Raw genomic sequence first — 25,480 nt, forward strand, 5'->3', positions numbered from 1 at the left:
AAATAGGATGAGCATCATTTTTGTATATATCACTAATTAGTGATAAAATATTTTTATCTTAAATATCAGGAGGACAAAAACATGGTGGAATTAGGTATTTCTACTTTTGGAGAGACAACGCCGCTGGAGGGGACAGGGCAAACCTATATTCATGACGAGCGGATTCGGCAGCTGGTAGCAGAGATTGAGCTGGCAGACAAGGTGGGGCTGGACGTGTATGGCATTGGAGAGCATCACAGGGAGGACTTTGCGGTCTCTGCGCCGGAGATTGTGCTGGCGGCTGGTGCGATCAAGACGGAGAAGATTCGCCTGACCAGTGCTGTCAGTGTCCTGTCGAGCTTGGATCCTATTCGAGTCTACCAGCAGTATGCGACGATTGATGCATTGTCAAATGGCAGAGCAGAGGTCATGGCTGGCCGTGGCTCTTTTATCGAGTCCTTTCCGCTCTTTGGCTATGACTTGAAGGATTATGAAGAGCTTTTTGATGAAAAGCTGGACCTGCTCCTCTATGCCAGTGCCGAGACTCGGCTAAATTGGAAGGGCAAGCTGACGCAGACTATTGACAATCGGGAAGTCTACCCACGGGCTGTGCAAGAAACATTGCCAGTTTGGGTAGCGACGGGGGGCAATGTCGAGTCCACCATTAAGGTCGCCCAGAAGGGCCTGCCAATTGCGTATGCCATTATCGGTGGACAGCCTAAGCGCTTCAAACCCTTGCTGGATGCGTATCGCCGGATTGGGCAGGAAAGTGGCCACTCAGATGAAAAGTTGAAGATCGCTGCCCACTCTTGGGGCTGGGTCATGGAGGATAATGAGGAGGCGATCCGGACTTACTTCCATCCTACCAAGCAGGTAGTGGACGCTATCTCTAAGGACCGTCCTCAATGGCGGGAGATGACCTATGAGCAATACCTAGATCAGGTAGGACCAGAGGGGGCCATGTTTGTCGGTAGCCCAGAAAAGGTCGCTCAGAAATTGATCAAGATGATAGAGGAGCTGGGACTGGACCGCTTCATGCTGCATCTGCCGTTGGGATCGCTTCCGCATGAGCAGGTTCTCCAGTCTATCGAACTCTTTGGCACCAAGGTTGCACCGCTCGTGCGGGAGTATTTTGCGGCCAAGGGCAAGTAAGATCGGAGTAGCAGTTTTTTGATAAAAATTACCTATCTCGTCTATAGAAAATATATATGGTACTTATCTAAAAGAGGTACAAAAAACAAGGTTGTTCAGCAGAGTCTGAAAAGCCTTGAAAAAGCTAGCTTAGTCTAGCTTTTTTATTTTGCTTTGATAAATATTTTTAATCAGGCTGATAGGGAAAATATATTTCCCAGGAGAAGGAGGGGATGGTAAGATATATTACAAATTCAAAGAAGGAGGAAGTAATGGCCAGCAAGAAAGAATTAGTGCTGAGAGCTTTTCGGGGTGAAGAAGTTGACCGAGTGCCTGTTGGATTCTGGTTTCACTTTGTAAGCCAAGAGGAAAAGATGCTGGGCCTGGACAATCCAGTGATTTTCAATAAAAGTGTTGAGGGGCATGCTGCTTATGTTCGAGCTGCACGGCCAGACTTTGTCAAGATTATGAGCGATGGCTTCTTTAAGTATCCCAGCGAGCTTTATTCGGATCATATTGAGTCCATTCGGGACTTGGCAGCTATCCAGTCTATCGGTGAGCATCATCCTTGGATTGAGCAGCAGATTGAGATGGTGAAGGCTGTGAAAGAAAGCTATCCGGAGGACCTCGCTTCCTTCTACAATATCTTTTCGCCGGTCTCCTATCTCAAGCGCTGGTTCCGCAGGGAAGGGTCGCGAGGAGATAGAGAAATTGCAGATTTTCTAGCAGAGGATCCTGAGCTGACAGGACATATTTTAGATGTCATTGCCGGTGATATTGCTATTTTGACTAGACGTATCATTGAGGAAGCGGGCATTGAGGGGATTTATCTCAGTACCCAGCAAATCCAAGACGGTCGGGTAGATGCGGCCGGTTATCGTCGTTATATTGAGCCTAGTACGGTTAAGGTCCTGGAAGCGGCCAATGCGGCTGGTGGTCAGAATATTCTCCACATTTGCGGCTTTGAAGGGGCCAGCAATTATTTGGAACTGTTTAAAGACTATCCGGCTCAAGTGTTTAACTGGGCAACCCATCATGAGGGAGTCAGCTTAGCGGAAGGGAGCAAGCTCTTTGGCGGTCAGACTGTCCTGGGCGGCTTTGAAAATGGCAGAGCAGCTCTTCTAAATACGGGCAGTCGTGCAGAGTTAGAGACTGAGACCAAGCGGCTGCTGGCTGAAACTGGCAGTCAAGGAGTGATTCTAGGGGCTGACTGCACTGTACCAGATGATTTCGAAGTAGAAAGACTGGACTGGATTCGTCAGGCAGCTAGTCAGTTCTGATAGATTTGCCAAAGCAATCAAAGAGTAATTTTCAACTCTTTCAAGGAGGAAGATAGATGAACTGGTATCAAAAAAGGCTTGCTGCTCTTGCTCTGATATTCTTGATAATAGGAACATTTCTGAGCATCGGTCAAATTTACGCTCACCAGTCTTCAGACAAAAAAGAAGATGATTTGCAGGTGCTCAAGAGACTGCCTGAGCAATCAACTGGATTGATGCAGCCCAATGATATCGCTGCTCTGCTCTTGTCTGATTAGAATTTTTACTAAAAGGTTGACTTAGCTCAATGAGCAAGCTAAAAAACAACCCATTGGCTAAATAAGGATAATAAAAAAGGAGAGAAGATGACTTCAAAAAGAGAATTAGTACTGAAGGCTTTCAGAGGAGAGCCCGTTGACCGAGTGCCAGTTGGTTTCTGGCATCATTTTACCAGCGAGGATGAGTGGCTGGCTGGTTTTGGAAATCAGGCCATTATTGATAAAAATCTGGCTGGTCATCAAGCTTTTCTGGCAGAAGTCGACCCAGACTTTATCAAGTTGATGAGTGATGGTTATTTTTCCTATCCTAATGAACTCTTGAAAAAAGTCCAATCTATCAAGGAGTTAGCAGATATTGAGCCGCTAGGTGCTGACCACCCTTGGATTAGTGAGCAGGTGGAACTGGTTCAGAAGATTAGGGCTGGCTTTACAGAGGACTTGGTCGCTATTTACAATATTTTTGCGCCAGTGACCTACTTCAAATGGTTGGTCGGTAAGGTTGCCGGAGGGGATGATATCATTGCAGATTTCCTGGCAGAGGATGCAGTGCTCACGAAGCGGGTGCTGGATGTGATTGCTCAAGATATTGCAGCTCTGACGGAGCGGATTATCAAGGAAGCTGGTGCGGATGGAATCTACCTCAGCGTTCAGAGCATTCAGGATGCACGGGTGTCGGCTGAAGACTATAAGGCTTTTATTGCTCCTAGTGAATTGGCGGTGCTGGAAGCAGCCAATGCCGCTGGCGGAGTGAATATCCTGCACATTTGCGGTTACGAAGGCGCGCGAAATGATGTTCATCTTTTCACAGATTATCCAGCTCAGGTCATCAACTGGGCAGTGGGGCCAGAAGGCATCAGCTTAGCGGAGGGACGGGAATTGTTTGGCGGTCGCACTGTTCTGGGTGGCTTTGAAAATGGCAAGGACGGCCTGCTTTACACGGGCAGTCAAGCGGCTATTCAAGACGAGACCAAGCGACTGATAGCAGAGGCTGGCAAGGAAGCTTTGATTATCGGGGCTGACTGTACTATTCCAAGCGATATTAAGACAGAGCGGATTCAGTGGGTTCGCCAAGCAGCAAGCTTAACATAAGAAGGAGACGAAAGAATGAGCAAGAAAAAATGGATTATTGGTGGAGCAGCAGTGATTGCTATTGTAGCGGCGACTTATTTGGGGCGAACCTTGACAGGTGCTTCATCTAACAAGACAAGCAGCTCTGCATCAGGCAGCGGTAAGGTCACGACTTTGAAAGTGGCACATACACAGAACTATGTTCCTTATGACTTTGTGGATGAAAAGGGAGAATCAGATGGCTATGAGGTTGCTGTTCTCAAGGCCATTGATGAGAAGTTGCCAGACTATCAGTTTGAATATACTGGTACTAGTGACGAGGATCTCTTAGTCGGTCTGGAATCTGGGAAATATGATATTGGAACCAAGGGAGCATGGTACACCGAAGAGCGGGCGAAGAAGTTCATCATTCCAGAAAGCCCAATCGGGGCTAGCATTATCGGTTTCACTATCCGAAAGGAAGACGCTGAAAAATACAAGACTATTGATGATTTTGCCAAGGAAAAGGGTAAGCTGGTACCAATCTCTCCGCAGAATGCTCAATGGGCCGTTATCGAAGAGTATAACAAAAAGCATAGCGGTGCTCCTATTGATTTGACTGCAGCAGAGTCCTTCAAGGTAGCTGATGCTTATGCTTGGGTTCTGGAAGGGCGCTACGATGCTTTCTTTGACATCAAGCTGTCGTTTGAAAAAGCAGTGACGGACAAGGAAGGTTCTTACCATCAGTATGCGGATCAACTGACTTGGTTTCCTTACAAGGGGATTCCGACCTATCCCCTGCTTCATAAAAACGAAAAAAATGAAGAATTTGCCAAAGCATACGAGAAGGCAATTAAGGAACTGGAAAAAGACGGAACCTTGGCTAAACTATCTGAGAAATATTTCGGAGAAGATGTCTTCTCTTATGTGGACAAGGATTAGTGGCTGCTGTCTGCTGATCACGGAAAATCAAAGGCTGACTGAGAAGCTAGCTGAATACAGTGCTGGTGGCTTCTAAGCTGACCTTGATGCTGTTTGAAGGAATTTTCAAAGAGAGAGCAAGGCTGCTCCAATCTGAAAGTGCCCGTCCAGGAGAAGCTTATTCTATCTAATCACTGTCGAAGGAGAAGAAAATTATGGTCTCGTATGACTTATCCCGTGTCTTTGGCCTGCTGCCTAGTCTGCTGCAGGCTCTGCCGACCACTTTATGGATTATGTTTGTGACAGCATTGATTGGCTCATTGCTGGGTGGTCTGTTGGCTTGGGGTCAGATTGCTGAGGAGCAGTCTTTTGCTGGCCTGGCTAGAGGATATATATTTATTCTTAGATGTACACCGCCTATTGTCTTGCTTTTCTTGGTTTTTTATGGCATTCCAGAGTTTTTAGAATGGTGGCTGGGGCTGGATATCAATAATTGGTCGCGGACTGTTTTTGTCATCATCACCATGATTCTGCTCTTTGCGGCTATGATTGCGGAAGTCTTCAAGGCAGCTTATCTTGCTGTTCCCAAGGGACAGACCGAGGCAGGTCTCAGTATTGGCTTGACACCGATGCAGACTTTTCTGCGCATCGTCCTACCACAGGCTTTTCGCATCGCCCTACCCAATCTCACTACCGCTCTGCTTAACCTCATGCGGGATGCTGCGCTGGCTTATACGATTGGAGCAGTTGATGTCATGGGAGCAGGACAAAATCTCATCAGCCGGAATCTGGGCAATTATTCCCTCGAAACCTATACAGCGGTGGCCTTGATTTACTGGGGGATTGCCCTAGTGGTTTCACTGGCTTCCCAGCTTCTGGAAAAAAGTCTGACTGTCAAGGAGAGGTAAAGCATGGATTTGAATTATATTGTAAATACCTTTCTGGTTACTCTGAAAGGCATTCCAGTAACCCTGATCATTATGGTGGTGGCTATTCTGCTCAGCTTTATTCCGGCTCTGCTTCTAGCTCTGGGACAGATTTATAAAGTTCGAGGTGTGCGGACCTTTTCGGTGGTTTATCTGGCCTTCATTCGGGCGACGCCGCCCATTTTGCTCATTCTCTTTTTCTACAGTCTTTTTCCTAGCTTACTGAATCAAATTTTCAAAAGTCTGGGCAGTCAGGTAGACGTCTTTAAGTTCAATCCGCTTTACTATGCTTTCATCATCTATAGCCTGATGACGACAGGCAGTTTGTCGGAAATTCTGCGCTCTGCCATTTTGACAGTGGATAAAGGACAGTTGGAAGCGGCGCAGGCGATTGGTTTAACGAATTTTCAAGCCTATCGGAGGATTGTTTTTCCTCAGGCATTGCGTTCTGCCCTGCCCAATCTGGCCAATCTGGTTATCAATCTAGTCAAGGGAACCTCGCTGGTATTTGTCATGACGGTCAAGGATATCACAGCCTTGGCTAAGATAGAGGCCTCCCATTCTTACCAGTATTCAGAGTCTTATCTGGTGATTTTTGTTATTTATCTCATTATTTGTGGCTTGATTCAGTGGATTTTTAGGGGCTTGGAAAAGCGCTATGCTCTTGCTTAGGAAGGAAAGATTATGTTAGAAGTAAAACATATCTCCAAACGATTTGGAGAGCACCAGGTGCTGGCAGATGTCAGTCTCAAGGTCAATCAAGGTGATGTTGTGGTTATTCTGGGACCCTCAGGCTCTGGGAAAACAACATTTCTGCGCTGTCTGAATCACTTAGAAAAAGCGGATAGCGGCCAGCTGACTTTGTCTGGTAAGGACTATGATTTGGCTAAACTCAGCAAAAAGGAGATTTTGGAAATTCGTAGAAAGACAGCCTTTGTCTTTCAGCATTATAATCTCTTTGCCAATAAAACAGCCCTTGAAAATATCTTAGAGGGCTTAGTGATCGCTCGTAAGATACCGAGGGAAGAAGCGCTTGAGATTGCGGAAGAGTCCTTGAAGCGCGTGGGCCTCTTGGCCTACAAGGACTATTATCCTTCGCAGCTATCAGGCGGCCAGCAGCAGCGGATTGGAATTGCCCGTGCCATTGCTGTCAAGCCAGATGTCATCCTGCTGGATGAACCAACTTCGGCCCTAGATCCGGAATTGGTTGGTGAAGTTCTCAGTGTCATGAAGCAGCTAGCTCAGGAGGGAGTGACCATGGTCGTTGTGACCCACGAGATGAGCTTTGCCCGTGATGTGGCTAACCATGTCATCTTTATGGACGGAGGTCATATCGTCGAAGAAAACCCTCCTCAGGAATTCTTCAGCAGTCCAAAGGAAGAGCGGACCCAACAGTTTCTGTCCCGCATTCTGTCCGATGCCAGCTATAGTGTAGAGTATATGATTTAAAAATCTGGATTATGTCCAGATTTTTATTATAAAAAAGCGTCTTTATAGGAACGAAAAGGACCTAAACGATAACTTCGATTACAACTGTAAATTTATTTTAAAAAATTATGTAAAATCTATTGACAAATAAATTCTGTCATGATAAAATTACAACTGTAAACAAAAAAGTTTACGTAAATTTAATCAGAAGGTATGAATACAGCCGGAAGGCAATTATTTTTGGGAGGATTAAAAATTATGTAAAATTATCTTCTTCTGAAAGAGATCAAATCACTCATAAAAATAGAGACTGAATCAGTCTTGATTTTTGAAAAGAGAATAAGTTATGTAAAATAATAGATTGCAGAAGATCTCCCAAATCAAAATTTATAGTGGATAAGGAAGAGATTTCTTATCTGAAACTTTGGTAAAATCAAAAATTATGTAAAGCAAAATATGAAAAAAGCGAGGTAATGCTATGAACAACAACTACAACAATTTTAACAATATGGACGACCTTTTCAACCAACTCATGGGGCGCATGGGTGGCTACAACAGCGAACATCGGCGCTACTTGATTAATGGTAGAGAGGTCACACCGGAAGAGTTTGCTCAGTACCGGGCTACTGGTAAGCTCCCTGGTCAAGGAACAGGTGAGCAGACTGGACAAGCTACTGCTCAAGGACCTAAGCAAGATGGTATCCTGGCTAAGCTGGGTCGCAATCTGACCCAGGAAGCTCGTGATGGTAAGTTAGATCCAGTCATTGGGCGCAATAAGGAAATCCAAGAAACTGCAGAAATCCTTTCTCGTCGAACCAAGAACAATCCTGTATTGGTCGGAGACGCCGGAGTTGGTAAGACAGCTGTCGTAGAAGGATTGGCTCAGGCTATCGTCAACGGTGATGTGCCAGCGGCTATCAAGAATAAGGAAATTATTTCTGTTGATATTTCCGGTCTGGAAGCTGGAACCCAATATCGTGGTAGCTTTGAAGAAAATATCCAAAACCTGGTCAATGAAGTCAAGGAAGCCGGCAACATTATCCTCTTCTTTGATGAAATCCATCAAATCCTAGGAGCAGGATCTATCGGTGGAGATAGTGGCTCTAAGGGCATGGCGGATATTCTCAAACCAGCACTTTCTCGTGGAGAGTTGACAGTTATCGGGGCTACCACTCAGGACGAGTATCGTAACACCATTCTCAAAAATGCAGCTCTGGCTCGCCGTTTCAATGAAGTCAAGGTCAATGCACCGTCTGCCGAAGATACCTATCAGATCCTTCGAGGCATTCGGGACCTGTATGAAAAGCACCACAATGTCATCCTGCCAGATGAAGTGCTGAAAGCAGCTGTGGACTACTCTGTCCAGTATATTCCACAACGGAGCTTGCCAGACAAGGCGATTGACCTGGTCGATGTGACTGCTGCCCACTTGGCAGCCCAGCATCCAGTAACCGATGTTCATGCGGTTGAAAATGAGATTGCTGAGCAAAAAGACAAGCAGGAAGCGGCTGTTGAAAAAGAAGATTATGAAGCAGCTCTAAATGCCAAGACCCGCATTGAAGAGTTGGAAAAGAAAATTCAAAACCACACTGAGGATATGAAGGTGACAGCTACAGTCAACGACGTAGCAGAGTCTGTTGAGCGGATGACAGGTGTGCCGGTATCTCAAATGGGTGCCAGCGACATTGAGCGCCTCAAGGGCATGAATGACCGTCTCAAAGCCAAGGTTATTGGTCAAGACAAGGCTGTAGAAGCTGTAGCTAGGGCTATCCGCCGAAACCGTGCAGGCTTTGATGAAGGCAACCGTCCAATCGGAAGCTTCCTCTTTGTTGGTCCGACAGGTGTCGGCAAGACTGAGCTGGCTAAGCAGCTGGCTCTAGATATGTTCGGTACCAAGGAAGCCATCATCCGTCTGGATATGTCAGAATACTCCGACCGGACTGCCGTTTCCAAGCTGATTGGTACCACTGCGGGCTATGTCGGCTATGATGATAACAGCAATACCTTGACCGAGCGAGTGCGCCGCAATCCATACTCTATCATTCTCTTGGATGAGATTGAAAAGGCGGATCCACAGGTGATTACCCTTCTCCTTCAAGTTCTGGATGATGGTCGTTTGACGGATGGTCAAGGGAATACAGTCAACTTCAAGAACACGGTCATCATTGCGACTTCCAATGCCGGATTTGGCTATGAAGCAGGCTTGGAAGAGGATGCAGAAAAACCAGATCTGATGGATCGACTCAAAGCTTATTTCCGTCCAGAATTCCTCAATCGTTTCAACGCGGTTATTGTGTTCTCTCATCTCAAGAAAGAAGATTTGATGGAGATTGTGAATCTCATGTTGATCGAAGTAAATCAAACCTTGAGCAAGAAAGAAATTGATCTGGCTGTATCTGATGCAGCTAAGGAATTCCTGCGCGATGCTGGTTATGACCAAGTCATGGGTGTTCGTCCACTCCGCCGTGTCATCGAGCAGCAAATTCGTGACAAGGTGACTGACTTCCACTTGGATAATCTAGATGCTAAGCACTTGACGGCCGATTTGGAAGATGGTGTCTTGGTTATCCGGGAAAAAGGCGCTGCCGCATCTGAAGAAGACAAGCAGGCAGAATAAAGCTTACTAAGTCAACTAAATTTTCAAAGACCTCCTTCTTAGATGACGGCAGGTCTTTTTTGCTGAGTATGAATTTCAAATAACTCTCCTTTCTGGAAATAAATTAGCGTTTATTCCAAAATATCAACTTGACTCTCCTTAACAGAACCTAAAAGCAAGCAACTTTATAAAGCCAGTATATTAGCCTATCAGGGGGATCAGCTTTATGCAGAAGGATTTAAAACAAGAGAGATGAATAATTTTTGACGAAAGCAGACTGCTATGAAACAGTAACTACAATTAAGCTCAATGTCATTATCTTTGCCATTCTCAGCACTCTATGCGGCTGGATTGGTTATGTTGTTGATAAAATAACCGGCCAGGCTCATTACGAAAATATCGGAACAGAGATAGGAAGCGGCTTTTTAGGATGCTGATTTGGCTGGAACCCCCGTTAATCTGTACCCTCTTTCTCCGAAACTTTGGCGAAGACGGCTGAAAAGAGGCGGGGTTTTTCATTAATTTTAAGAATAATAAAAAATTATACCTGATTGGCTTTTTAGTCTACCTCTTGTTACGATGATAGTGATACTCTTGGGACTGATGACACAAGGCATCAGAGTGACAGATGTGAAGGTTGAGCTCATGGTCTATCTTGGAATCTTGCTTACACATGTAGGGACTCAATTCATAAAAAATATTTTTGAAGAATCTGTTTGGAAGGTTTACATTCTTCCTTATCGGGATGATAACTGTTTCATGCTGGACGGTTATGTATACAGAGATTTTTAGAATTACTAAGTCTGTATTGCCCCTGGTAATTATGTACACTATGGAGGATGCAGTTATAAATCCTTTACTATTACTAGGATTTGTCTCGGTAAAAAAAATCAAGCTTTCCTCTTCTCGCTTTCAGTGGGGATGATTCCGACTACTCTTTATCTACTCGTCGGCCTAGCTATACGGAAATGGAGAAAAAAACAGGAGTATGGAAAGTCGAGCTAACAGAGTAACAAAAGACGATAATGTTGATTCTTTTTTTATTTAATAGAGGTAAAAGGCTATCAAAAGTCTGTAAAAAATGAAAAAAGTTGACATTTCAATGAGTTATGTTCTAATTTTTTTGTACATTTTCAAGTTTTTATATATGTAAATGTCAGAAAAAAGTGTATAATGGATTAGTAAATTAAATTTTAGGAGAGGATTTAATTATGAAAAAGTTGGATATTACAACCATGCCCGACTATAGGAAAGTCGAGGCTGTTGTTCAGTTGTTAGTTAATGGAACCTTAACTAGTTATCGAATTGCGACGGATGCAAACATCAGCAAGATGAGTATCCTGACCTTAACTAAAGGAACCAGCAAAATTAAAAACATTACTTATCAAACTGCGATGGCCTTAATTAATTGGTATGAAGAAAACCATGAAAAATATGGCATCACTATTCATCAAAAGGCCGCAGGATAGTTTAAAACTATGATGTAGCTCAACCCTAACCCAGCTAACCATTTGGATAGCTGGGTTTTTCTATGCCTCTTAGCGATTGCCGGCTCGCAGAGTCGAGCAGAGCTTAGAGGCATAGATGCAGTTTGAGCGTAAGCGAAAACTACGTTCCGCAAAAACTTAATGAGACAAGCCGTGGGCGCCGTCGAATTTAGAGGCATTGATGCAGACTGAGCGCAGGCGAAGTCTACGTTCCGCTAATTTCTTAGCAATTGCCGGCTCGCAGAGTCGAGCAGAGCTTAGAGGCATTGATGCAGTTTGAGCGTAAGCGAAAACTACGTTCTGAAAAAACTTAATGAGACAAGCCAGAGGCGCAGTCGAACTTAGGAGCAGCGATGCTCACTTTCTTACTTTTTTCTGTCCTTATGGGCAGATTTTTTTGACAGTCCAAGAGTGAACAGTCACCTGTGTAATTCTTGGTCTTTTTGTTACCGTTTTCAAGATTTATAATAAATCTATAAGAATAAGAAAAATAAAAAATAAAGGGGAGTTACCATGAATATCCTTCTTAATATTCTAAATTGGTTCTCGCAGAACATTCTGCAAAATCCAGCTTTCTTCGTCGGCCTTTTGGTGCTAATCGGTTATGCACTGCTCAAGAAACCGGCCCACGATGTGTTCGCTGGCTTCATTAAAGCAACGGTCGGCTATTTGATTCTTAATGCCGGAGCAGCCGGTCTGGTGAATACTTTCCGACCAATTCTGGCAGCCCTGAACTTTAAGTTCAAAATTGGGGCTGCAGTCATTGATCCTTACTTTGGATTGACAGCGGCGAATACAAAGATTGCGGAAGAATTCCCAAACTTTGTCGGAACAGCTACAACAGCTCTCTTGATTGGGTTTGGCTTCAACATCCTACTAGTAGCTTTCCGTAAGGTCACTAAGATTCGGACTCTCTTCATCACTGGTCACATCATGGTTCAGCAGGCTGCTACTGTATCACTGATGGTGCTCTTGCTGGTACCGCAGCTGCGCAATAGCTGGGGAACTTTGGCTATCGGCCTCATCTGTGGTCTCTACTGGGCTGTCAGTTCCAATATGACTGTCGAAGCTACTCAGCGTTTGACTGGAGATGGTGGTTTCGCCATCGGTCACCAGCAGCAATTTGCCATCTGGTTCGTTGATAAGGTTGCGCCTTTCTTTGGTAAAAAAGAAGAAAATCTGGACAATCTGAAGCTGCCTAAGTTCCTGTCTATCTTCCATGATACTGTCGTTGCTTCTGCAACTTTGATGCTAGTCTTCTTCGGTGCTATCCTCTTAGTCTTGGGACCAGATGTTATGGCCAACAAAGAAGTTATCACGACTGGTACACCATTTGACCCTGCCAAGCAAGACTTCTATATGTATATCATTCAGACAGCCTTTACCTTCTCAGTCTATCTCTTCATCCTCATGCAAGGGGTGCGCATGTTCGTATCAGAACTGACTAATGCCTTTCAAGGTATTTCAAGCAAGCTCTTGCCAGGTTCCTTCCCAGCGGTGGATGTGGCAGCGTCTTATGGATTTGGCTCACCAAATGCCGTTCTTTCCGGCTTTGCCTTTGGTTTGGTTGGTCAACTGATTACCATTGTACTATTGATTGTTTTCAAAAATCCAATCCTGATTATCACTGGTTTCGTTCCTGTCTTCTTTGACAATGCAGCGATTGCAGTCTATGCCGACAAGCGTGGTGGTTGGAAAGCAGCCCTTGTCCTATCATTTATTTCAGGTGTGCTGCAGGTAGCCCTTGGTGCTCTCTGTGTGGCTCTGCTAGGCTTGGCTTCTTACGGCGGATATCACGGTAATATCGATTTTGAAATTCCATGGTTAGGCTTTGGCTACATCTTCAAATATCTGGGTATTATCGGTTACGCTCTGGTTTGCTTCTTCTTCTTACTCATTCCTCAGCTGCAATTCGCTAGAGCGAAGGATAAGGAAGCCTACTATCAAGGTCAGGTACAGGCAGAAGATTAATATAAAATAAGATTTCGGAGGAAACTAAAATGGTTAAAGTATTAACAGCATGCGGAAATGGCATGGGATCATCTATGGTGATTAAAATGAAAGTGGAAAATGCACTTCGTAATTTGGGACAAACAGACTTTACGGTCAATTCTTGCAGTGTCGGAGAAGCTAAAAGTTTAGCTTCGGGCTACGATATTGTCATTGCTTCTCTGCATTTAATCAATGAATTGGAAGGCCGAACCAATGGAAAATTAATCGGCTTGGATAACTTGATGGATGATAAGGAAATCACTGAAAAATTAAGTCAGGTATTGTAAGAATTTATATCTATGAAGATGGGTTCTCAGTTAGGGTGGGGTGGTTAGGCTGCCCCACCTTCCTATATTATCTATTGTGAGATTGAGCAGGGGCTAAAATTCTGGAAAGGATTGAGGATGCCCCTTGTATCTAATGAAAGGAAGAGAAATGAATTTAAAACAAGCATTGACAGACAACAAGTCTATTCGTTTGGGTCTTTCAGCCGCGACTTGGCAGGAAGCAGTCAAACTGGCTGTAGATCCCTTGATTGAGAGCGGTGCTGTTCAGCCTCAGTACTACGATGCCATCGTCGAGTCGACAGAAGAATATGGCCCCTATTACATTCTCATGCCGGGCATGGCGATGCCTCATGCCAGACCAGAAGCTGGGGTTAATCGCGACGCTTTCTCCCTGATTACGCTGACAGAACCAGTCACTTTTTCAGATGGTAAGGAGGTCAGTGTTCTGCTTTCTTTGGCGGCTACCAGCTCCAAGATTCATACCAGCGTAGCCATTCCGCAGATTATTGCACTTTTTGAGCTGGAAAATTCCATTGAGCGGATTAAGGCTTGCAAGAGTGACGAAGAAGTGCTGGCTCTGATAGAGGAATCAAAGGACAGTCCTTACTTGCAGGGCTTGGATCTGGATTCCTGATGGATGCTTAGAAAGATTAGAATATGATTGAAACTAAGAAGAGAGGTAAAAAGATGTCAAAACAGATTCCAAATTTACAGGTAGCATTGGATCATTCGGACTTGCAGGGAGCCATCAAGGCGACTGTCTCTGTCGGCCATGAAGTAGATGTCATTGAGGCAGGAACGGTCTGTCTCTTGCAGGTGGGAAGCGAGCTTGTTGAAGTGCTCCGCAGCCTTTTCCCAGAGAAAATCATCGTGGCTGATACCAAGTGTGCGGATGCCGGCGGAACCGTAGCTAAAAACAATGCAGTGCGTGGTGCAGACTGGATGACCTGTATTTGCTCAGCCACCATTCCAACCATGAAGGCAGCCTTGAAAGCTATTCAGGAAGAGCGCGGCCAACGTGGGGAAATTCAGGTTGAACTCTACGGAGACTGGACTTATGAACAGGCTCAGACTTGGCTGGATGCAGGTATTTCTCAGGCTATTTACCACCAATCCCGTGATGCTCTTTTGGCTGGGGAAACTTGGGGAGAAAAGGATCTTAATAAGGTCAAGAAGCTGATTGAAATGGGCTTCCGTGTATCAGTGACAGGCGGTCTGAATATTGATACGCTCAAACTCTTTGAAGGAGTTGATGTCTTCACCTTCATTGCTGGACGCGGTATTACTGAGGCTGAAGATCCGGCTGCTGCTGCGCGGGCCTTTAAAGATGAAATCAAGCGAATTTGGGGGTAAGCCATGGCACGTCCAATTGGAATTTATGAAAAGGCGACACCCAAGCATTTTTCCTGGCCTGAGCGTTTAGCTTTTGCCAAAGAACTAGGCTTTGACTTTGTCGAAATGTCGGTGGATGAGTCGGACGAACGTCTAGCTCGCCTTTCCTGGTCTAAGGAGCAGAGGCTGGAGTTAGTAAAGGCCATTTATGAAAGCAGCGTCCGCATTCCGACCATATGCTTTAGCGGCCATCGCCGCTACCCGCTGGGCTCCAATGATCCAGAGCTGGAAGCTAAGTCACTGGAAACTATGAAGCAGTGTATCGAGCTAGCTCAGGACTTGGGAGTACGGGTCATTCAGCTAGCAGGCTACGATGTTTATTATGAGGAGAAATCTCCTGAAACTCGTGCTCGTTTCCTGAAAAATCTCCGCCAGGCTTGTGATTGGGCGGAGCAGACTCAGGTCATGCTGGCGATTGAGATTATGGATGATCCTTTTATCAACAGCATTGAGAAATATCTGGCTGTCGCGAAAGAAATCAATTCGCCTTATCTCTTTGTCTATCCGGATACAGGCAATGTCTCTGCCTGGCACAATGACCTTTACAGTGAGTTTCTGCTGGGGCATCAAGCTATTGCAGCCCTGCATTTGAAAGATACCTATGCCGTGACCGAGCAGTCCAAAGGCCAGTTTCGAGATGTGCCTTTTGGCAAGGGTTGCGTTGACTGGGAAGAAATGTTTGCTGTCCTCAAGCAGACCAACTATCAGGGGCCATTCCTTATTGAAATGTGGTCTGAAAACTGCGAGACAGTAGAAGAAACCAAAGCAGCCATTCAGGAAGCCAAAGACTTCCTCTATCCACTCATTGAGAAAGCGGGGTTGATGTAATGCTCTTACCAGAATTGAGAAAACGTGTCTATGATGCCAATGTAGCCTTGCCCCAGCACGGTTTGGTCAAATTTACCTGGGGCAATGTCTCTGCAATTGACCGAGAGGTTGGCTACATCGTGATTAAACCTAGCGGAGTCCCTTATGAAAAGCTGTCGCCAGAAAATATGGTAGTTACAGATCTGGACGGCCGGTTTGTAGAAGGAGAGCTCAATCCTTCCTCTGATCTTCCAACCCATGTGGAACTCTATAAGGCCTTCCCTAAGATTGGCGGTGTTGTTCATACGCACTCGACAGAGGCTGTTGGCTGGGCTCAGGCTGGTCGGGATATTCCTTTCTACGGGACGACTCATGCAGACTATTTCTATGGTCCCATTCCAGCAGCTCGTTCTCTGACTGAGGATGAAATCAACCGCGCCTATGAGTTGGAAACAGGCAGTGTGATTATTGAGACCTTCCGCGAGCGTGACATTGATCCAATGGCAGTACCTGGCGTCACCGTGCGCAACCACGGTCCTTTCACTTGGGGTAAGTCGCCGGAAGAAGCAGTCTATCATAGCGTTGTGCTGGAAGAAGTGGCTAAGATGGCGCGCTTTACAGAGCAGATTAATCCACGCGTCAAGCCAGCACCTAAATATCTGATGGACAAGCACTATTTGCGCAAACACGGTCCTAACGCCTATTATGGACAGAGAGGTTAAGCAAAGTTTACTAGAAATGCTTTGCAAGTTGGAGAGACAGATGCTCTCTCCTTTTGTCGTTTGAGCAGTAGGTCGGCTGGGAAGGGATTAGGAGTTGTCGTCACGTCTCGTTCATCATATTGTAATATCCTAATGTTATAATGTCCTGTAAATATTTTTTAAAGGAGGAATCATGATTTTATTGGATAAAACAAGTTGTGAACTCTTGCGCTACCTGATTGGGCTGCAAGAAGCAGCTACTATTATGACTATTTCCCGAGAGCTGGGCCAATCGCGCAGAAAAGTTTATTATCATTTGGAAAAAATCAATGATGCTCTGGCGGACTATGAAGAAGAGATTGTTAGCCAGCCGCGGGTGGGGATTTTACTGACAGAGCAGCAGAAGAATTTGTGCCGAGAGTTGTTGCTTCATGTGGATACCCACAGCTACATCCTGAGTGCAAATGAGCGCATGCAGCTCGTATCCCTCTATATCTGTACGGCCAAGGAGCGGGTGACCATCGAAAAGCTGATGGATTTGACAGATGTCTCGCGCAATACCGTGCTTAATGACCTAAACGATATCCGCAATCAACTGACGACAGAGCAGTATTTAGTTAACTTATATTCTACCAAGGCCAGAGGCTATTATCTGGACTGCCATCCTCTTAATAAGATTCAATATGTGCACTCCCTGCTCTATCATATTTTTATTGAGGGCAGCCAAGCTTTCGTAGATGTTTTGGTGAAGAAGTTCAAGGAACTCTTTGATGGAGAAGTGCTCCTATCTCATCAACTACAGAGCTTTCTCAGTCAGCAAGTTCCCTTAGTAGAGCAGGACTTGGGCAAAAAAATCAACAGTCATGAGATTGGCTTTATGCTGGAAGTACTGCCTTATCTGCTACTCAGCTGTCGCAATATGGAGCTGGAAGCGAAAGAAGAGAACAGTATCTCTCAGGAATTTAGTCTCATTCGCAAGCGGATCGAGTATCGGGTGGCCAAGCTCTTGAGTGAGCGCATGGAGCATGAGCTAGACATTCGACTGAATGATATTGAAATCTCGCTTCTGGCCGTGCTTTTACTGTCTTATCGTAAGGATAAGGATATTCATGCGACTAGTCAGGATTTTGCCCAACTGCAGGAGGCTCTGGAGGCCTTTCTCTGGCGTTTTGAAGCTTCTTCCTATGAGATTGAGAATAGGGATGACTTGCTGCGTAATCTCCTAACCCACTGTAAGGCGCTGCTCTTTCGCAAGACCTACGGCATTATGTCCAAAAATCCGCTCACGCGTCTCATAAAGTCCAAGTATGCTGATTTATTTACTTTTACAAAATCCTCTGCTGTGATTTTAGAAGAAGCGTGGTTTGTGGCGCTGACAGATGACGATATTGCTTATCTGACTATCCATATCGGAGGCTCTTTGAAAAATAGTCAAGCAGAGCAGCAGGATAATCGACAAATCTATCTGGTCTGTGATGAAGGAGTGGGCCTTTCAAAGCTACTGCTGAAACAATGCCGTTATTACTTGCCTAATGAGCGTTTGGAAGCTGTCTTTACAACCGAGCAGTTCAAAAGTGTCGAAGATGTGCTCACTGCTGATCTGTTAATCACTACCAATGAAGATTTGGAGACAGATCTGCCAGTCATTCAGGTTCATCCGATTTTGGATCATGAGGATATTCTCAATATCAGTCATTTTGTCATGACTCAGAGTCCTGAACAGGCCAACACTTTTAATCATGATTTGGAAAAACTGCTATCATGCTATGTAAAAGATGTCAGCCGCACTCAGGAATTAAAAGAAAAAATTCAAAAATTAGTCCACGAGAAACTGCTGACTGGCTCCGCTGAAGACACAGAAGACTGGATGAAAAATATTAGCTAGGAAATAGTTCCTAGCTTTTTAGCTGAAAAAGGAGTATTTTCTTAAAAAAGGGATAAGAGCAAGTCTTGCTTCATAGTCCAGCTTTGAACACAGACCTGTGTTTTATTTGGTCTTTTTTTATCCCCTGAAGCAGACTATACTAGAAGCATAGAAATCAATCATTTTTTGAGGAGGAATGGACTATGCCAAACGTGAAAGACATTACCAGAGAATCTTGGATTTTGTCAACTTTTCCAGAATGGGGCACTTGGCTCAATGAAGAAATTGAAGAAGAAGTGGTGCCAGAAGGCAACTTTGCTATGTGGTGGCTGGGCAACTGCGGTGTATGGATTAAGACGCCGGGCGGTGCTAATGTAGTCATGGACCTGTGGTCTAATCGCGGAAAATCAACCAAAAAGGTCAAAGATATGGTCAGAGGGCACCAAATGGCTAATATGGCCGGTGTTCGCAAGCTGCAGCCGAATCTGCGTGTGCAGCCTATGGTGATTGACCCTTTTGCTATTAATGAACTGGATTATTATTTGGTTTCTCATTTCCATAGCGATCACATTGACATCAATACCGCAGCGGCTATTGTCAACAATCCTAACTTGGACCATGTTAAGTTTGTCGGACCTTATGAGTGTGGCGAAATTTGGAAAAAATGGGGTGTGCCTGAAGAACGCATCATGGTAATCAAGCCAGGTGAAAGCTTTGAGTTTAAGGACATCAAGGTGACAGCTGTTGAATCATTTGACCGTACCTGTCTGGTGACTCTGCCAGTCGAAGGTGCTGAAGCTCAAGATGGGGAACTGGCGGGACTGGCTGTGACCGATGAAGAAATGGCACGCAAGGCAGTTAACTATGTCTTTGAAACACCAGGCGGAACCATCTATCACGGTGCAGACTCTCACTTCTCTAACTACTTTGCCAAGCACGGTAAGGACTTCCAGATTGATGTAGCTATCAATAACTATGGTGACAATCCTGTCGGTATTCAGGACAAGATGACGTCTATCGACTTACTGCGTATGGCTGAAAACCTGCGGGCCAAGGTCATCATCCCAGTTCACTATGATATCTGGTCCAACTTTATGGCTTCAACGGATGAGATTTTAGCCTTGTGGAAGATGCGCAAAGAGCGCCTTCAATATCAGTTCCATCCATTCATCTGGGAAGTGGGCGGCAAGTATACCTATCCTCTGGACAAAGATAGAATCGAATACCACCATCCTCGTGGCTTTGATGACTGTTTCGAGCAAGAGTCCAATATTCAATTTAAAGCCCTCCTTTAATATTCTTTGAAAATCTTTAAACCTTGTCAGCCCTGCCATGCTGTTTTCAAATTCAGTCCTTGGCTAGCTTTCAAGTTTGCCCTTAGATTTTCATTGATTATAAAATGTTTTTCTACTTGATGAAGCAAAAGTTCAAATGGATAAAGGCTTCAGAAAGTATCCGATGAGATTATCCCTATCTTGCGATATAGGGATAATTTTCTTATAATAGATATGAGACAATTTTTATCGTTTCTACGACCATTGTTTATCCTGTTCTGATGTCAGGACAGATTTTAGTAAAAATAAGGAGAATCCAATGTCACAATTATCAGTTAATGCCATTCGCTTTTTAGGGATTGACGCGATTGAAAAGTCTAAGTCAGGTCACCCTGGCGTAGTCATGGGTGCTGCACCGATGGCTTATGACTTGTTTACTAAACAACTTCGTATCAATCCAGAACAGCCAAACTGGATTAACCGCGATCGCTTCGTCCTGTCTGCAGGACATGGCTCTATGCTGCTTTATGCTTTGCTTCATCTGTCTGGCTTTAAAGATGTCAGCATGGAGGAAATCAAAAACTTCCGCCAATGGGGTTCTAAGACACCTGGTCACCCAGAGTTTGGCCACACAGCTGGTGTTGATGCCACTACTGGCCCACTGGGACAGGGTATTTCTACAGCTACTGGATTTGCTCAGGCAGAGCGTTTCTTGGCTGCTAAGTATAATCGTGAAGGCTATCCAATTTTCGACCATTACACTTATGTCATCTGTGGTGATGGCGATTTGATGGAGGGGGTTTCAGCTGAAGCTGCTTCTTATGCTGGTCTGCAAAAGCTGGATAAGTTGGTTGTTCTCTATGATTCAAATGATATCAACCTAGATGGAGAGACCAAGGATTCCTTTACAGAAGATGTTCGTGCCCGCTATGGAGCCTACGGTTGGCATACTGCCTTGGTGGAAGACGGAACAGACCTTGCAGCGATTGATGCAGCTATCAATGAAGCTAAAGCTTCCGGAAAACCATCTTTGATTGAAGTTAAGACGGTTATTGGTTACGGTTCTCCAAACAAGCAAGGAACGAATGCAGTTCACGGTGCGCCTCTGGGAGCAGAAGAAGCAGAAGCTACTCGTAAAGCATTAGGCTGGGACTATGCGCCATTTGAGATTCCTGAGGAAGTCTATGCAGATTACCGTACAAATGTAGCAGAGCGTGGTGCAGCAGCTTACGATGCTTGGAAACAGCTGGTAGAGGACTACAAGCAAGCCCATCCAGAATTGGCAGCAGAAGTAACAGCTATCATCGCTGGTCAGGATCCAGTAGAAATCAAACCAGAAGACTTCCCAGTGCTTGAAAATGGCTTCTCTCAAGCGACCCGTAATTCCAGTCAGGATGCCCTCAATGCAGCAGCTAAGGTGCTTCCGACTTTCCTCGGTGGTTCTGCTGACTTGGCTCACTCCAATATGACCTACATCAAGGAAGACAGCCTGCAAGATGATGCTCACCGTCTCAACCGCAACATCCAATTTGGTGTGCGCGAGTTTGCGATGGGTACGATTCTTAATGGTATGGCGCTTCATGGTGGTCTTCGTGTTTACGGTGGTACCTTCTTCGTATTCTCAGACTATGTTAAGGCAGCTGTCCGTTTGTCTGCCCTTCAAGGTTTACCAGTGACTTATGTCTTCACACATGACTCAATTGCAGTTGGTGAAGATGGACCAACTCACGAGCCGATTGAGCATTTGGCTGGTCTGCGTGCCATTCCAAACCTGACTGTTTTCCGCCCAGCAGATGCGCGTGAAACTCAGGCAGCTTGGTATCTGGCCCTTAAGAGCCAATCCACTCCGACTGCTCTGGTCTTGACTCGTCAAAATCTAACAGTCGAAGAAGGCACAAACTTTGACAAGGTAGCTAAAGGTGCTTATGTGGTCTACGAAACAGGAGCAGATTTCGATACTATCTTGCTGGCTTCTGGTTCTGAGGTTAATTTGGCAGTTGCAGCTGCTAAAGCACTTGCTGCAGAAGGCGCTAAAATCCGCGTGGTTAGCGTGCCATCAACAGAGCTTTTTGATGCTCAAGATGCAGCCTACAAAGAAGAAATTCTGCCAAATGCAGTTCGTCGCCGTGTAGCTATCGAAATGGCAGCTAGCCAGCCTTGGTACAAGTATGTTGGTCTTGACGGTGCAGTTATCGGAATCGACCAGTTCGGTGCATCTGCTCCAGCAGGCAAGGTGCTGGAAGAATACGGCTTTACAGTTGAGCACGTAGCAGAAGTTGTTAAAAATCTTAAATAAAAAGACATAAAATCAGGGTGTTGTTCATCCTGATTTTTGCTTTTTAAAAAATGTGGTTAGGCCAGTCATGCTTCCTCCGACTTGAGACGGACTTTACTTGAAAAGTCAGAATCGTCTTGTAAAAATAAGGGAAATCTGCTATAGTAGTTCATATATGACATTCGAAGGAGAAAAGATATGAATCCAATTATGCTTATTGTATTTGCGGTTGTACTGGTAGGGATGACTTATTTCCAGATGCGTGCCCAAAAGAAACAGGCTCAGCAGCGTATGGAAAGTCTTAACAAGCTGCAAAAGGGCTATGAAGTTATTACCATCGGCGGTTTGTATGGAACGGTAGATGAAGTGGACACAGATAAGAAAACAGTTGTTCTGGATGTGGACGGTGTTTACCTGACCTTTGAACTGACAGCTATTAAAACTGTACTGCCATTGACTGAGGGCATTCCTGCTGCTGCTGGCGGTGAAGGAAGCGTTGACCTTCCCGAGGAAGAATCAGCGATTGAAGAGTAAAGAAATAAACAGCTTACGGGCTGTTTTTTTGTTTTGGTTCATGTAGCTAGGAGGTGTTTGATTGCAACCTTATCTGCCTCGCAGTTTGGACAGGCTGGGTGAGTTTGGATTCTCTGGTTGATATTCTGTCTTTATTTTATGCTCTCAGGCTTGAAAAAGCGGATGAATTGCCCACATTCCAAGGATTTATGATATAATGAACTGACAAAACTTTAAATAGGATAAAAAGTATGTTTAGTTTTAAGAAAAAAGAAAAGCTGAACGCACCGCTGAATGTTCCCAAACACATTGCTGTTATTATGGACGGCAACGGCCGCTGGGCCAAAAAAAGGATGCAGCCGCGCGTGTTCGGTCATAAGGCTGGCATGGAAACCTTGCAAAGGGTGACGATTGCCGCCAAGGAAATGGGTGTTCAGGTCTTGACTGTCTATGCCTTTTCAACGGAAAATTGGTCTCGGCCGGAAAAGGAAGTTTCCTTTATCATGAATTTGCCGGTTGAATTTTACGACCGCTATGTGCCGGAGCTGCACAAGAACAAAGTTAAGATCCAGATGATTGGTGACACGGCTAAGCTTCCTAAGGCGACATTTGAAGCTCTGGAAAAGGCTGAAAGCCTGACCAAGCTCAATACAGGTTTGATTCTCAATTTTGCCCTGAACTACGGTGGCCGATATGAAATCAATCAGGCGGTTAAACTGATTGCTCAGGATGTTTTGGATGCCAAACTCAGTCCTGGTGACATTACTGAGGAAGTCATTGGCAACTACCTCTATACCAGCAATTTGCCCAAGATGCTGCGCGATCCGGATCTGGTGATTCGGACCAGTGGAGAGCTGCGCCTCAGCAATTTTCTGCCTTGGCAGTCAGCCTACAGTGAGCTGTATTTTACGGATATTCTCTGGCCTGACTTTGATGAGAAGGCTTTGAAGGCTGCAATTGCAGAATACAGCCGTCGGAATCGACGCTTTGGCGGTGTTTAAGGGAGAAAGTAAAAAAGAGTATGAGTAAAAATTTACAAAAACGTCTAATCTTTGGAGGAATCGCTCTTGCTATTTTTATTCCTCTGGTATTGACAGGAGGAGTCGTCTTTCAGATTTTTGTGGGGCTGCTGGCTATGCTGGCGGTGCATGAATTTCTCCAAATGAAAGGCCTGCCGACAGCGACCATCGAAGGTGTCTTAGCCATGCTGGCAGCCTTTGTCCTAACCCTGCCCCTGGAAAACTATCTGAAGTTTCTGCCGGTCGACGGCAATGTCGTGGCCTATGGCTTGGTCGTCTTCCTTCTCTTGATTTCGACTGTTCTAGGTTCCAACTACACCTTTGAAGATGCGGCCTATCCGATTGCAGCGAGTTTTTATGTCGGTCTTGGCTTTAATGCCTTGATTGATGCCCGCTTGATGAATATTGACAAGGTCCTGCTAGCTCTCTTTATCGTCTGGGCTACTGACAGCGGAGCTTATCTGATTGGGGTGCGTTTCGGTAAAAGAAAGCTGGCGCCGAGAGTTTCTCCTAATAAGACTATTGAAGGAAGCCTGGGCGGCATTCTATCAGCCGTTCTAGTGACTGGAATCTTTATGTTGGTTCGACCGCAAGTGTACGCACCTTATAATGCCTTTGTCTTTTTGATTCTGGCAGTGCTCTTTAGTATTGCAGGCCAGTTGGGTGATTTGGTCGAAAGCTCAGTCAAGCGTCATTTCGGGGTCAAGGATTCTGGGAAATTCATTCCTGGCCACGGCGGTGTCTTGGATCGTTTTGACAGCCTTCTCTTCGTCTTTCCGCTGATGCATTTCTTCGGCTTGTTCTAAGACAGTCGAGCATAGCTGAAAGCAAGGGATGGCAAGCTTGTCTAACGACCGCACAATCTGAGAAGAAACTGGGATTTGGAGCTCAAAAATTTTGAATTGAGCTTCTAACCTATTTTCAGGAGTGTCAGCTATGCAGGGGCGGAAAGCTCGGTATTTGGCCGTTTTCTGCTCCTTCTTTGATTTAAAGAAAAAACAAGATTTCTAGGAAAGGTAAAATATAGAAGTCCATGCAGTTTATAACCTTTATTATTATTTTTGGGATCATTGTGGTGGTCCATGAGTTCGGACACTTCTACTTTGCGAAGAAGTCCGGCATTTTGGTCAGAGAGTTCGCTATCGGTATGGGACCCAAAATTTTCTCCCATATTGGCAAGGACGGAACGGCCTACACGATTCGGATTTTACCCTTGGGGGGCTATGTGCGTATGGCCGGCTGGGGGGAAGACTCTACTGACATTAAGGTGGGGACACCGGCTAGTCTGACCTTGGATGCAGAGGGCAAGGTGGTTCGCATCAATCTTTCTGGCAAAAAGGTTGACCAGACAGCTCTGCCCATGAATGTGACCGGCTTTGACTTTGAGGAAAAGCTGGAAATCACTGGTCTTGTTCTTGATGAGCTCAAGACTTATGCAGTAGATCATGATGCAACGATTGTTGAAGAAGACGGTACTGAGGTGAGGATTGCACCACTGGATGTTCAGTATCAGAATGCTAGTATCTGGGGTCGTCTCATTACCAACTTTGCTGGCCCTATGAATAACTTCATCCTGAGCGTGCTGGTATTTATGCTGCTGGCCTTTGTTCAGGGCGGCGTTCGTGATGAAAACAGCAATCATTTTCAAGTCATGGATGGTAGTGCCATAGCAGCTGCTGGGGTTCAAAATAACGACCAAATCCTTAAGATTAATGACTATAAGATTAGCAACTGGGCGGATCTAACCAGTGCTCTGGCGAAAATCACAGGCAAGAGCAAGGAAGCGCCGACCTTGTCTGTTACCTACAAACACGGCAGCGAAACGAAAGAGATTACCGTACAGCCTAAAAAAGACGGCAATCGTTATCTGCTAGGGGTATCTCCAACGGTCAAGACAGGCTTCTGGGACAAGGTCATTGGCGGATTTACTGCAGCTTGGTCTACCACAGTTCGCATTTTGTCAGCTCTGAAAGATATCATCTTCAATTTCAATATCAATAAGTTGGGCGGTCCGGTCGCTATTTACAATTTCAGCAGTCAGGCTGCAGAGCAAGGCTTGCCAGCAGTCCTCAGCCTTTTGGCCATGCTGTCGCTCAATATTGGTATTTTCAACCTGATTCCCATTCCAGCCTTGGACGGCGGGAAAATCGTCCTCAATATTCTGGAGGCTATCCGCAGAAAACCTCTGAAAAGAGAAACGGAGACCTATATCACTCTGTCTGGAGTGGCTATTATGGTCATCTTGATGATTGCCGTTACTTGGAACGATATTATGAAATTATTCTTCTAAGAGCTCGAAGCTCA

24 protein-coding genes are annotated in these 25,480 nt (G+C 45.2%); all 24 read left to right on the forward strand.

Annotated elements, in window-relative coordinates:
- Positions 1-81: 81 nt before the first annotated feature.
- Positions 82-1,131: an LLM class flavin-dependent oxidoreductase gene (locus tag O3627_RS06990; protein ID WP_032915067.1), complete on the forward strand. Its 1,050-nt coding sequence runs from the start codon at positions 82-84 to the stop codon at positions 1,129-1,131.
- 212 nt (positions 1,132-1,343) lie between these two features.
- Positions 1,344-2,390 (forward strand): uroporphyrinogen decarboxylase family protein, encoded by a 1,047-nt coding sequence (locus O3627_RS06995; protein ID WP_343092126.1) that lies wholly within the window; start codon positions 1,344-1,346, stop codon positions 2,388-2,390.
- A 56-nt stretch (positions 2,391-2,446) separates the two neighbouring features.
- Entirely contained in the window at positions 2,447-2,647 is a 201-nt protein-coding gene (locus tag O3627_RS07000; RefSeq protein ID WP_343092125.1) for a hypothetical protein, read from the forward strand.
- 87 nt (positions 2,648-2,734) lie between these two features.
- Positions 2,735-3,736: a uroporphyrinogen decarboxylase family protein gene (locus tag O3627_RS07005; RefSeq protein ID WP_343092124.1), complete on the forward strand. Its 1,002-nt coding sequence runs from the start codon at positions 2,735-2,737 to the stop codon at positions 3,734-3,736.
- A gap of 15 nt (positions 3,737-3,751) precedes the next feature.
- Positions 3,752-4,636, forward strand: a complete 885-nt coding sequence (locus tag O3627_RS07010; protein WP_061592474.1) for a transporter substrate-binding domain-containing protein — start codon at positions 3,752-3,754, stop codon at positions 4,634-4,636.
- A gap of 194 nt (positions 4,637-4,830) precedes the next feature.
- Positions 4,831-5,523: an amino acid ABC transporter permease gene (locus O3627_RS07015; protein WP_061592475.1), complete on the forward strand. Its 693-nt coding sequence runs from the start codon at positions 4,831-4,833 to the stop codon at positions 5,521-5,523.
- A gap of 3 nt (positions 5,524-5,526) precedes the next feature.
- A complete protein-coding gene (locus O3627_RS07020; RefSeq protein WP_002893845.1) occupies positions 5,527-6,213 on the forward strand; it encodes an amino acid ABC transporter permease in 687 nt (228 codons plus the stop codon).
- A 12-nt stretch (positions 6,214-6,225) separates the two neighbouring features.
- Positions 6,226-6,990 carry an amino acid ABC transporter ATP-binding protein gene (locus O3627_RS07025; RefSeq protein ID WP_002899083.1) on the forward strand — a complete coding sequence of 255 codons (765 nt, stop codon included), beginning with the start codon at positions 6,226-6,228 and terminating at the stop codon, positions 6,988-6,990.
- A gap of 457 nt (positions 6,991-7,447) precedes the next feature.
- Positions 7,448-9,586, forward strand: coding sequence for an ATP-dependent Clp protease ATP-binding subunit (locus tag O3627_RS07030; RefSeq protein WP_061592476.1), 2,139 nt, complete (start codon positions 7,448-7,450; stop codon positions 9,584-9,586).
- Between the two features lie 242 nt (positions 9,587-9,828).
- Complete coding sequence (locus tag O3627_RS07035; RefSeq protein WP_002916534.1) at positions 9,829-10,002, forward strand: hypothetical protein; 174 nt, start codon at positions 9,829-9,831, stop codon at positions 10,000-10,002.
- 774 nt (positions 10,003-10,776) lie between these two features.
- Positions 10,777-11,034, forward strand: coding sequence for a hypothetical protein (locus O3627_RS07040; RefSeq protein WP_002893837.1), 258 nt, complete (start codon positions 10,777-10,779; stop codon positions 11,032-11,034).
- A gap of 531 nt (positions 11,035-11,565) precedes the next feature.
- Positions 11,566-13,023 carry a PTS ascorbate transporter subunit IIC gene (locus O3627_RS07045; protein WP_125382564.1) on the forward strand — a complete coding sequence of 486 codons (1,458 nt, stop codon included), beginning with the start codon at positions 11,566-11,568 and terminating at the stop codon, positions 13,021-13,023.
- Between the two features lie 29 nt (positions 13,024-13,052).
- Positions 13,053-13,331 (forward strand): PTS sugar transporter subunit IIB, encoded by a 279-nt coding sequence (locus O3627_RS07050; protein ID WP_002899074.1) that lies wholly within the window; start codon positions 13,053-13,055, stop codon positions 13,329-13,331.
- Between the two features lie 148 nt (positions 13,332-13,479).
- Positions 13,480-13,965 (forward strand): PTS sugar transporter subunit IIA, encoded by a 486-nt coding sequence (locus O3627_RS07055; protein WP_032909924.1) that lies wholly within the window; start codon positions 13,480-13,482, stop codon positions 13,963-13,965.
- Positions 13,966-14,018: 53 nt separating this feature from the next.
- Entirely contained in the window at positions 14,019-14,684 is a 666-nt protein-coding gene (locus tag O3627_RS07060; RefSeq protein ID WP_032909969.1) for a 3-keto-L-gulonate-6-phosphate decarboxylase UlaD, read from the forward strand.
- A 3-nt stretch (positions 14,685-14,687) separates the two neighbouring features.
- Entirely contained in the window at positions 14,688-15,551 is an 864-nt protein-coding gene (locus tag O3627_RS07065) for an L-ribulose-5-phosphate 3-epimerase (protein ID WP_002916530.1), read from the forward strand.
- On the forward strand, positions 15,551-16,252 hold the full coding sequence (locus O3627_RS07070) for an L-ribulose-5-phosphate 4-epimerase (RefSeq protein ID WP_002916529.1): 702 nt from the start codon (positions 15,551-15,553) through the stop codon (positions 16,250-16,252). The genes O3627_RS07065 and O3627_RS07070 overlap by 1 nt, the downstream gene beginning before the upstream one ends.
- Before the next feature lie 172 nt (positions 16,253-16,424).
- Positions 16,425-18,116, forward strand: coding sequence for a transcription antiterminator (locus O3627_RS07075; RefSeq protein WP_002916527.1), 1,692 nt, complete (start codon positions 16,425-16,427; stop codon positions 18,114-18,116).
- Positions 18,117-18,298: 182 nt separating this feature from the next.
- Positions 18,299-19,390 (forward strand): L-ascorbate 6-phosphate lactonase, encoded by a 1,092-nt coding sequence (ulaG, locus tag O3627_RS07080; RefSeq protein WP_002899062.1) that lies wholly within the window; start codon positions 18,299-18,301, stop codon positions 19,388-19,390.
- 298 nt (positions 19,391-19,688) lie between these two features.
- A complete protein-coding gene (gene tkt / locus O3627_RS07085) occupies positions 19,689-21,665 on the forward strand; it encodes a transketolase (RefSeq protein WP_004192423.1) in 1,977 nt (658 codons plus the stop codon).
- A gap of 177 nt (positions 21,666-21,842) precedes the next feature.
- Complete coding sequence (yajC, locus tag O3627_RS07090; RefSeq protein WP_004192420.1) at positions 21,843-22,178, forward strand: preprotein translocase subunit YajC; 336 nt, start codon at positions 21,843-21,845, stop codon at positions 22,176-22,178.
- A gap of 230 nt (positions 22,179-22,408) precedes the next feature.
- Positions 22,409-23,158, forward strand: a complete 750-nt coding sequence (locus tag O3627_RS07095) for an isoprenyl transferase (protein ID WP_011837535.1) — start codon at positions 22,409-22,411, stop codon at positions 23,156-23,158.
- Between the two features lie 20 nt (positions 23,159-23,178).
- A complete protein-coding gene (locus O3627_RS07100) occupies positions 23,179-23,982 on the forward strand; it encodes a phosphatidate cytidylyltransferase (protein ID WP_004192411.1) in 804 nt (267 codons plus the stop codon).
- A gap of 227 nt (positions 23,983-24,209) precedes the next feature.
- A complete protein-coding gene (gene rseP, locus O3627_RS07105) occupies positions 24,210-25,466 on the forward strand; it encodes an RIP metalloprotease RseP (RefSeq protein WP_004192407.1) in 1,257 nt (418 codons plus the stop codon).
- The last annotated feature ends 14 nt before the right edge of the window (positions 25,467-25,480 follow it).

Source organism: Streptococcus sp. 27098_8_82 (assembly GCF_041431615.1).
In the GTDB taxonomy this organism is placed as follows: Bacteria; Bacillota; Bacilli; order Lactobacillales; family Streptococcaceae; genus Streptococcus; species Streptococcus sanguinis_K.

Coding starts and splice junctions, on each gene's coding strand:
- O3627_RS06990 (WP_032915067.1), top strand. CDS start 82: ATGGTGGAATTAGGTATTTCTACTTTTGGAGAGACAACGCCGCTGGAG.
- O3627_RS06995 (WP_343092126.1), top strand. CDS start 1,344: ATGGTAAGATATATTACAAATTCAAAGAAGGAGGAAGTAATGGCCAGC.
- O3627_RS07000 (WP_343092125.1), top strand. CDS start 2,447: ATGAACTGGTATCAAAAAAGGCTTGCTGCTCTTGCTCTGATATTCTTG.
- O3627_RS07005 (WP_343092124.1), top strand. CDS start 2,735: ATGACTTCAAAAAGAGAATTAGTACTGAAGGCTTTCAGAGGAGAGCCC.
- O3627_RS07010 (WP_061592474.1), top strand. CDS start 3,752: ATGAGCAAGAAAAAATGGATTATTGGTGGAGCAGCAGTGATTGCTATT.
- O3627_RS07015 (WP_061592475.1), top strand. CDS start 4,831: ATGGTCTCGTATGACTTATCCCGTGTCTTTGGCCTGCTGCCTAGTCTG.
- O3627_RS07020 (WP_002893845.1), top strand. CDS start 5,527: ATGGATTTGAATTATATTGTAAATACCTTTCTGGTTACTCTGAAAGGC.
- O3627_RS07025 (WP_002899083.1), top strand. CDS start 6,226: ATGTTAGAAGTAAAACATATCTCCAAACGATTTGGAGAGCACCAGGTG.
- O3627_RS07030 (WP_061592476.1), top strand. CDS start 7,448: ATGAACAACAACTACAACAATTTTAACAATATGGACGACCTTTTCAAC.
- O3627_RS07040 (WP_002893837.1), top strand. CDS start 10,777: ATGAAAAAGTTGGATATTACAACCATGCCCGACTATAGGAAAGTCGAG.
- O3627_RS07045 (WP_125382564.1), top strand. CDS start 11,566: ATGAATATCCTTCTTAATATTCTAAATTGGTTCTCGCAGAACATTCTG.
- O3627_RS07050 (WP_002899074.1), top strand. CDS start 13,053: ATGGTTAAAGTATTAACAGCATGCGGAAATGGCATGGGATCATCTATG.
- O3627_RS07055 (WP_032909924.1), top strand. CDS start 13,480: ATGAATTTAAAACAAGCATTGACAGACAACAAGTCTATTCGTTTGGGT.
- O3627_RS07060 (WP_032909969.1), top strand. CDS start 14,019: ATGTCAAAACAGATTCCAAATTTACAGGTAGCATTGGATCATTCGGAC.
- O3627_RS07065 (WP_002916530.1), top strand. CDS start 14,688: ATGGCACGTCCAATTGGAATTTATGAAAAGGCGACACCCAAGCATTTT.
- O3627_RS07070 (WP_002916529.1), top strand. CDS start 15,551: ATGCTCTTACCAGAATTGAGAAAACGTGTCTATGATGCCAATGTAGCC.
- O3627_RS07075 (WP_002916527.1), top strand. CDS start 16,425: ATGATTTTATTGGATAAAACAAGTTGTGAACTCTTGCGCTACCTGATT.
- ulaG (WP_002899062.1), top strand. CDS start 18,299: ATGCCAAACGTGAAAGACATTACCAGAGAATCTTGGATTTTGTCAACT.
- tkt (WP_004192423.1), top strand. CDS start 19,689: ATGTCACAATTATCAGTTAATGCCATTCGCTTTTTAGGGATTGACGCG.
- yajC (WP_004192420.1), top strand. CDS start 21,843: ATGAATCCAATTATGCTTATTGTATTTGCGGTTGTACTGGTAGGGATG.
- O3627_RS07095 (WP_011837535.1), top strand. CDS start 22,409: ATGTTTAGTTTTAAGAAAAAAGAAAAGCTGAACGCACCGCTGAATGTT.
- O3627_RS07100 (WP_004192411.1), top strand. CDS start 23,179: ATGAGTAAAAATTTACAAAAACGTCTAATCTTTGGAGGAATCGCTCTT.
- rseP (WP_004192407.1), top strand. CDS start 24,210: ATGCAGTTTATAACCTTTATTATTATTTTTGGGATCATTGTGGTGGTC.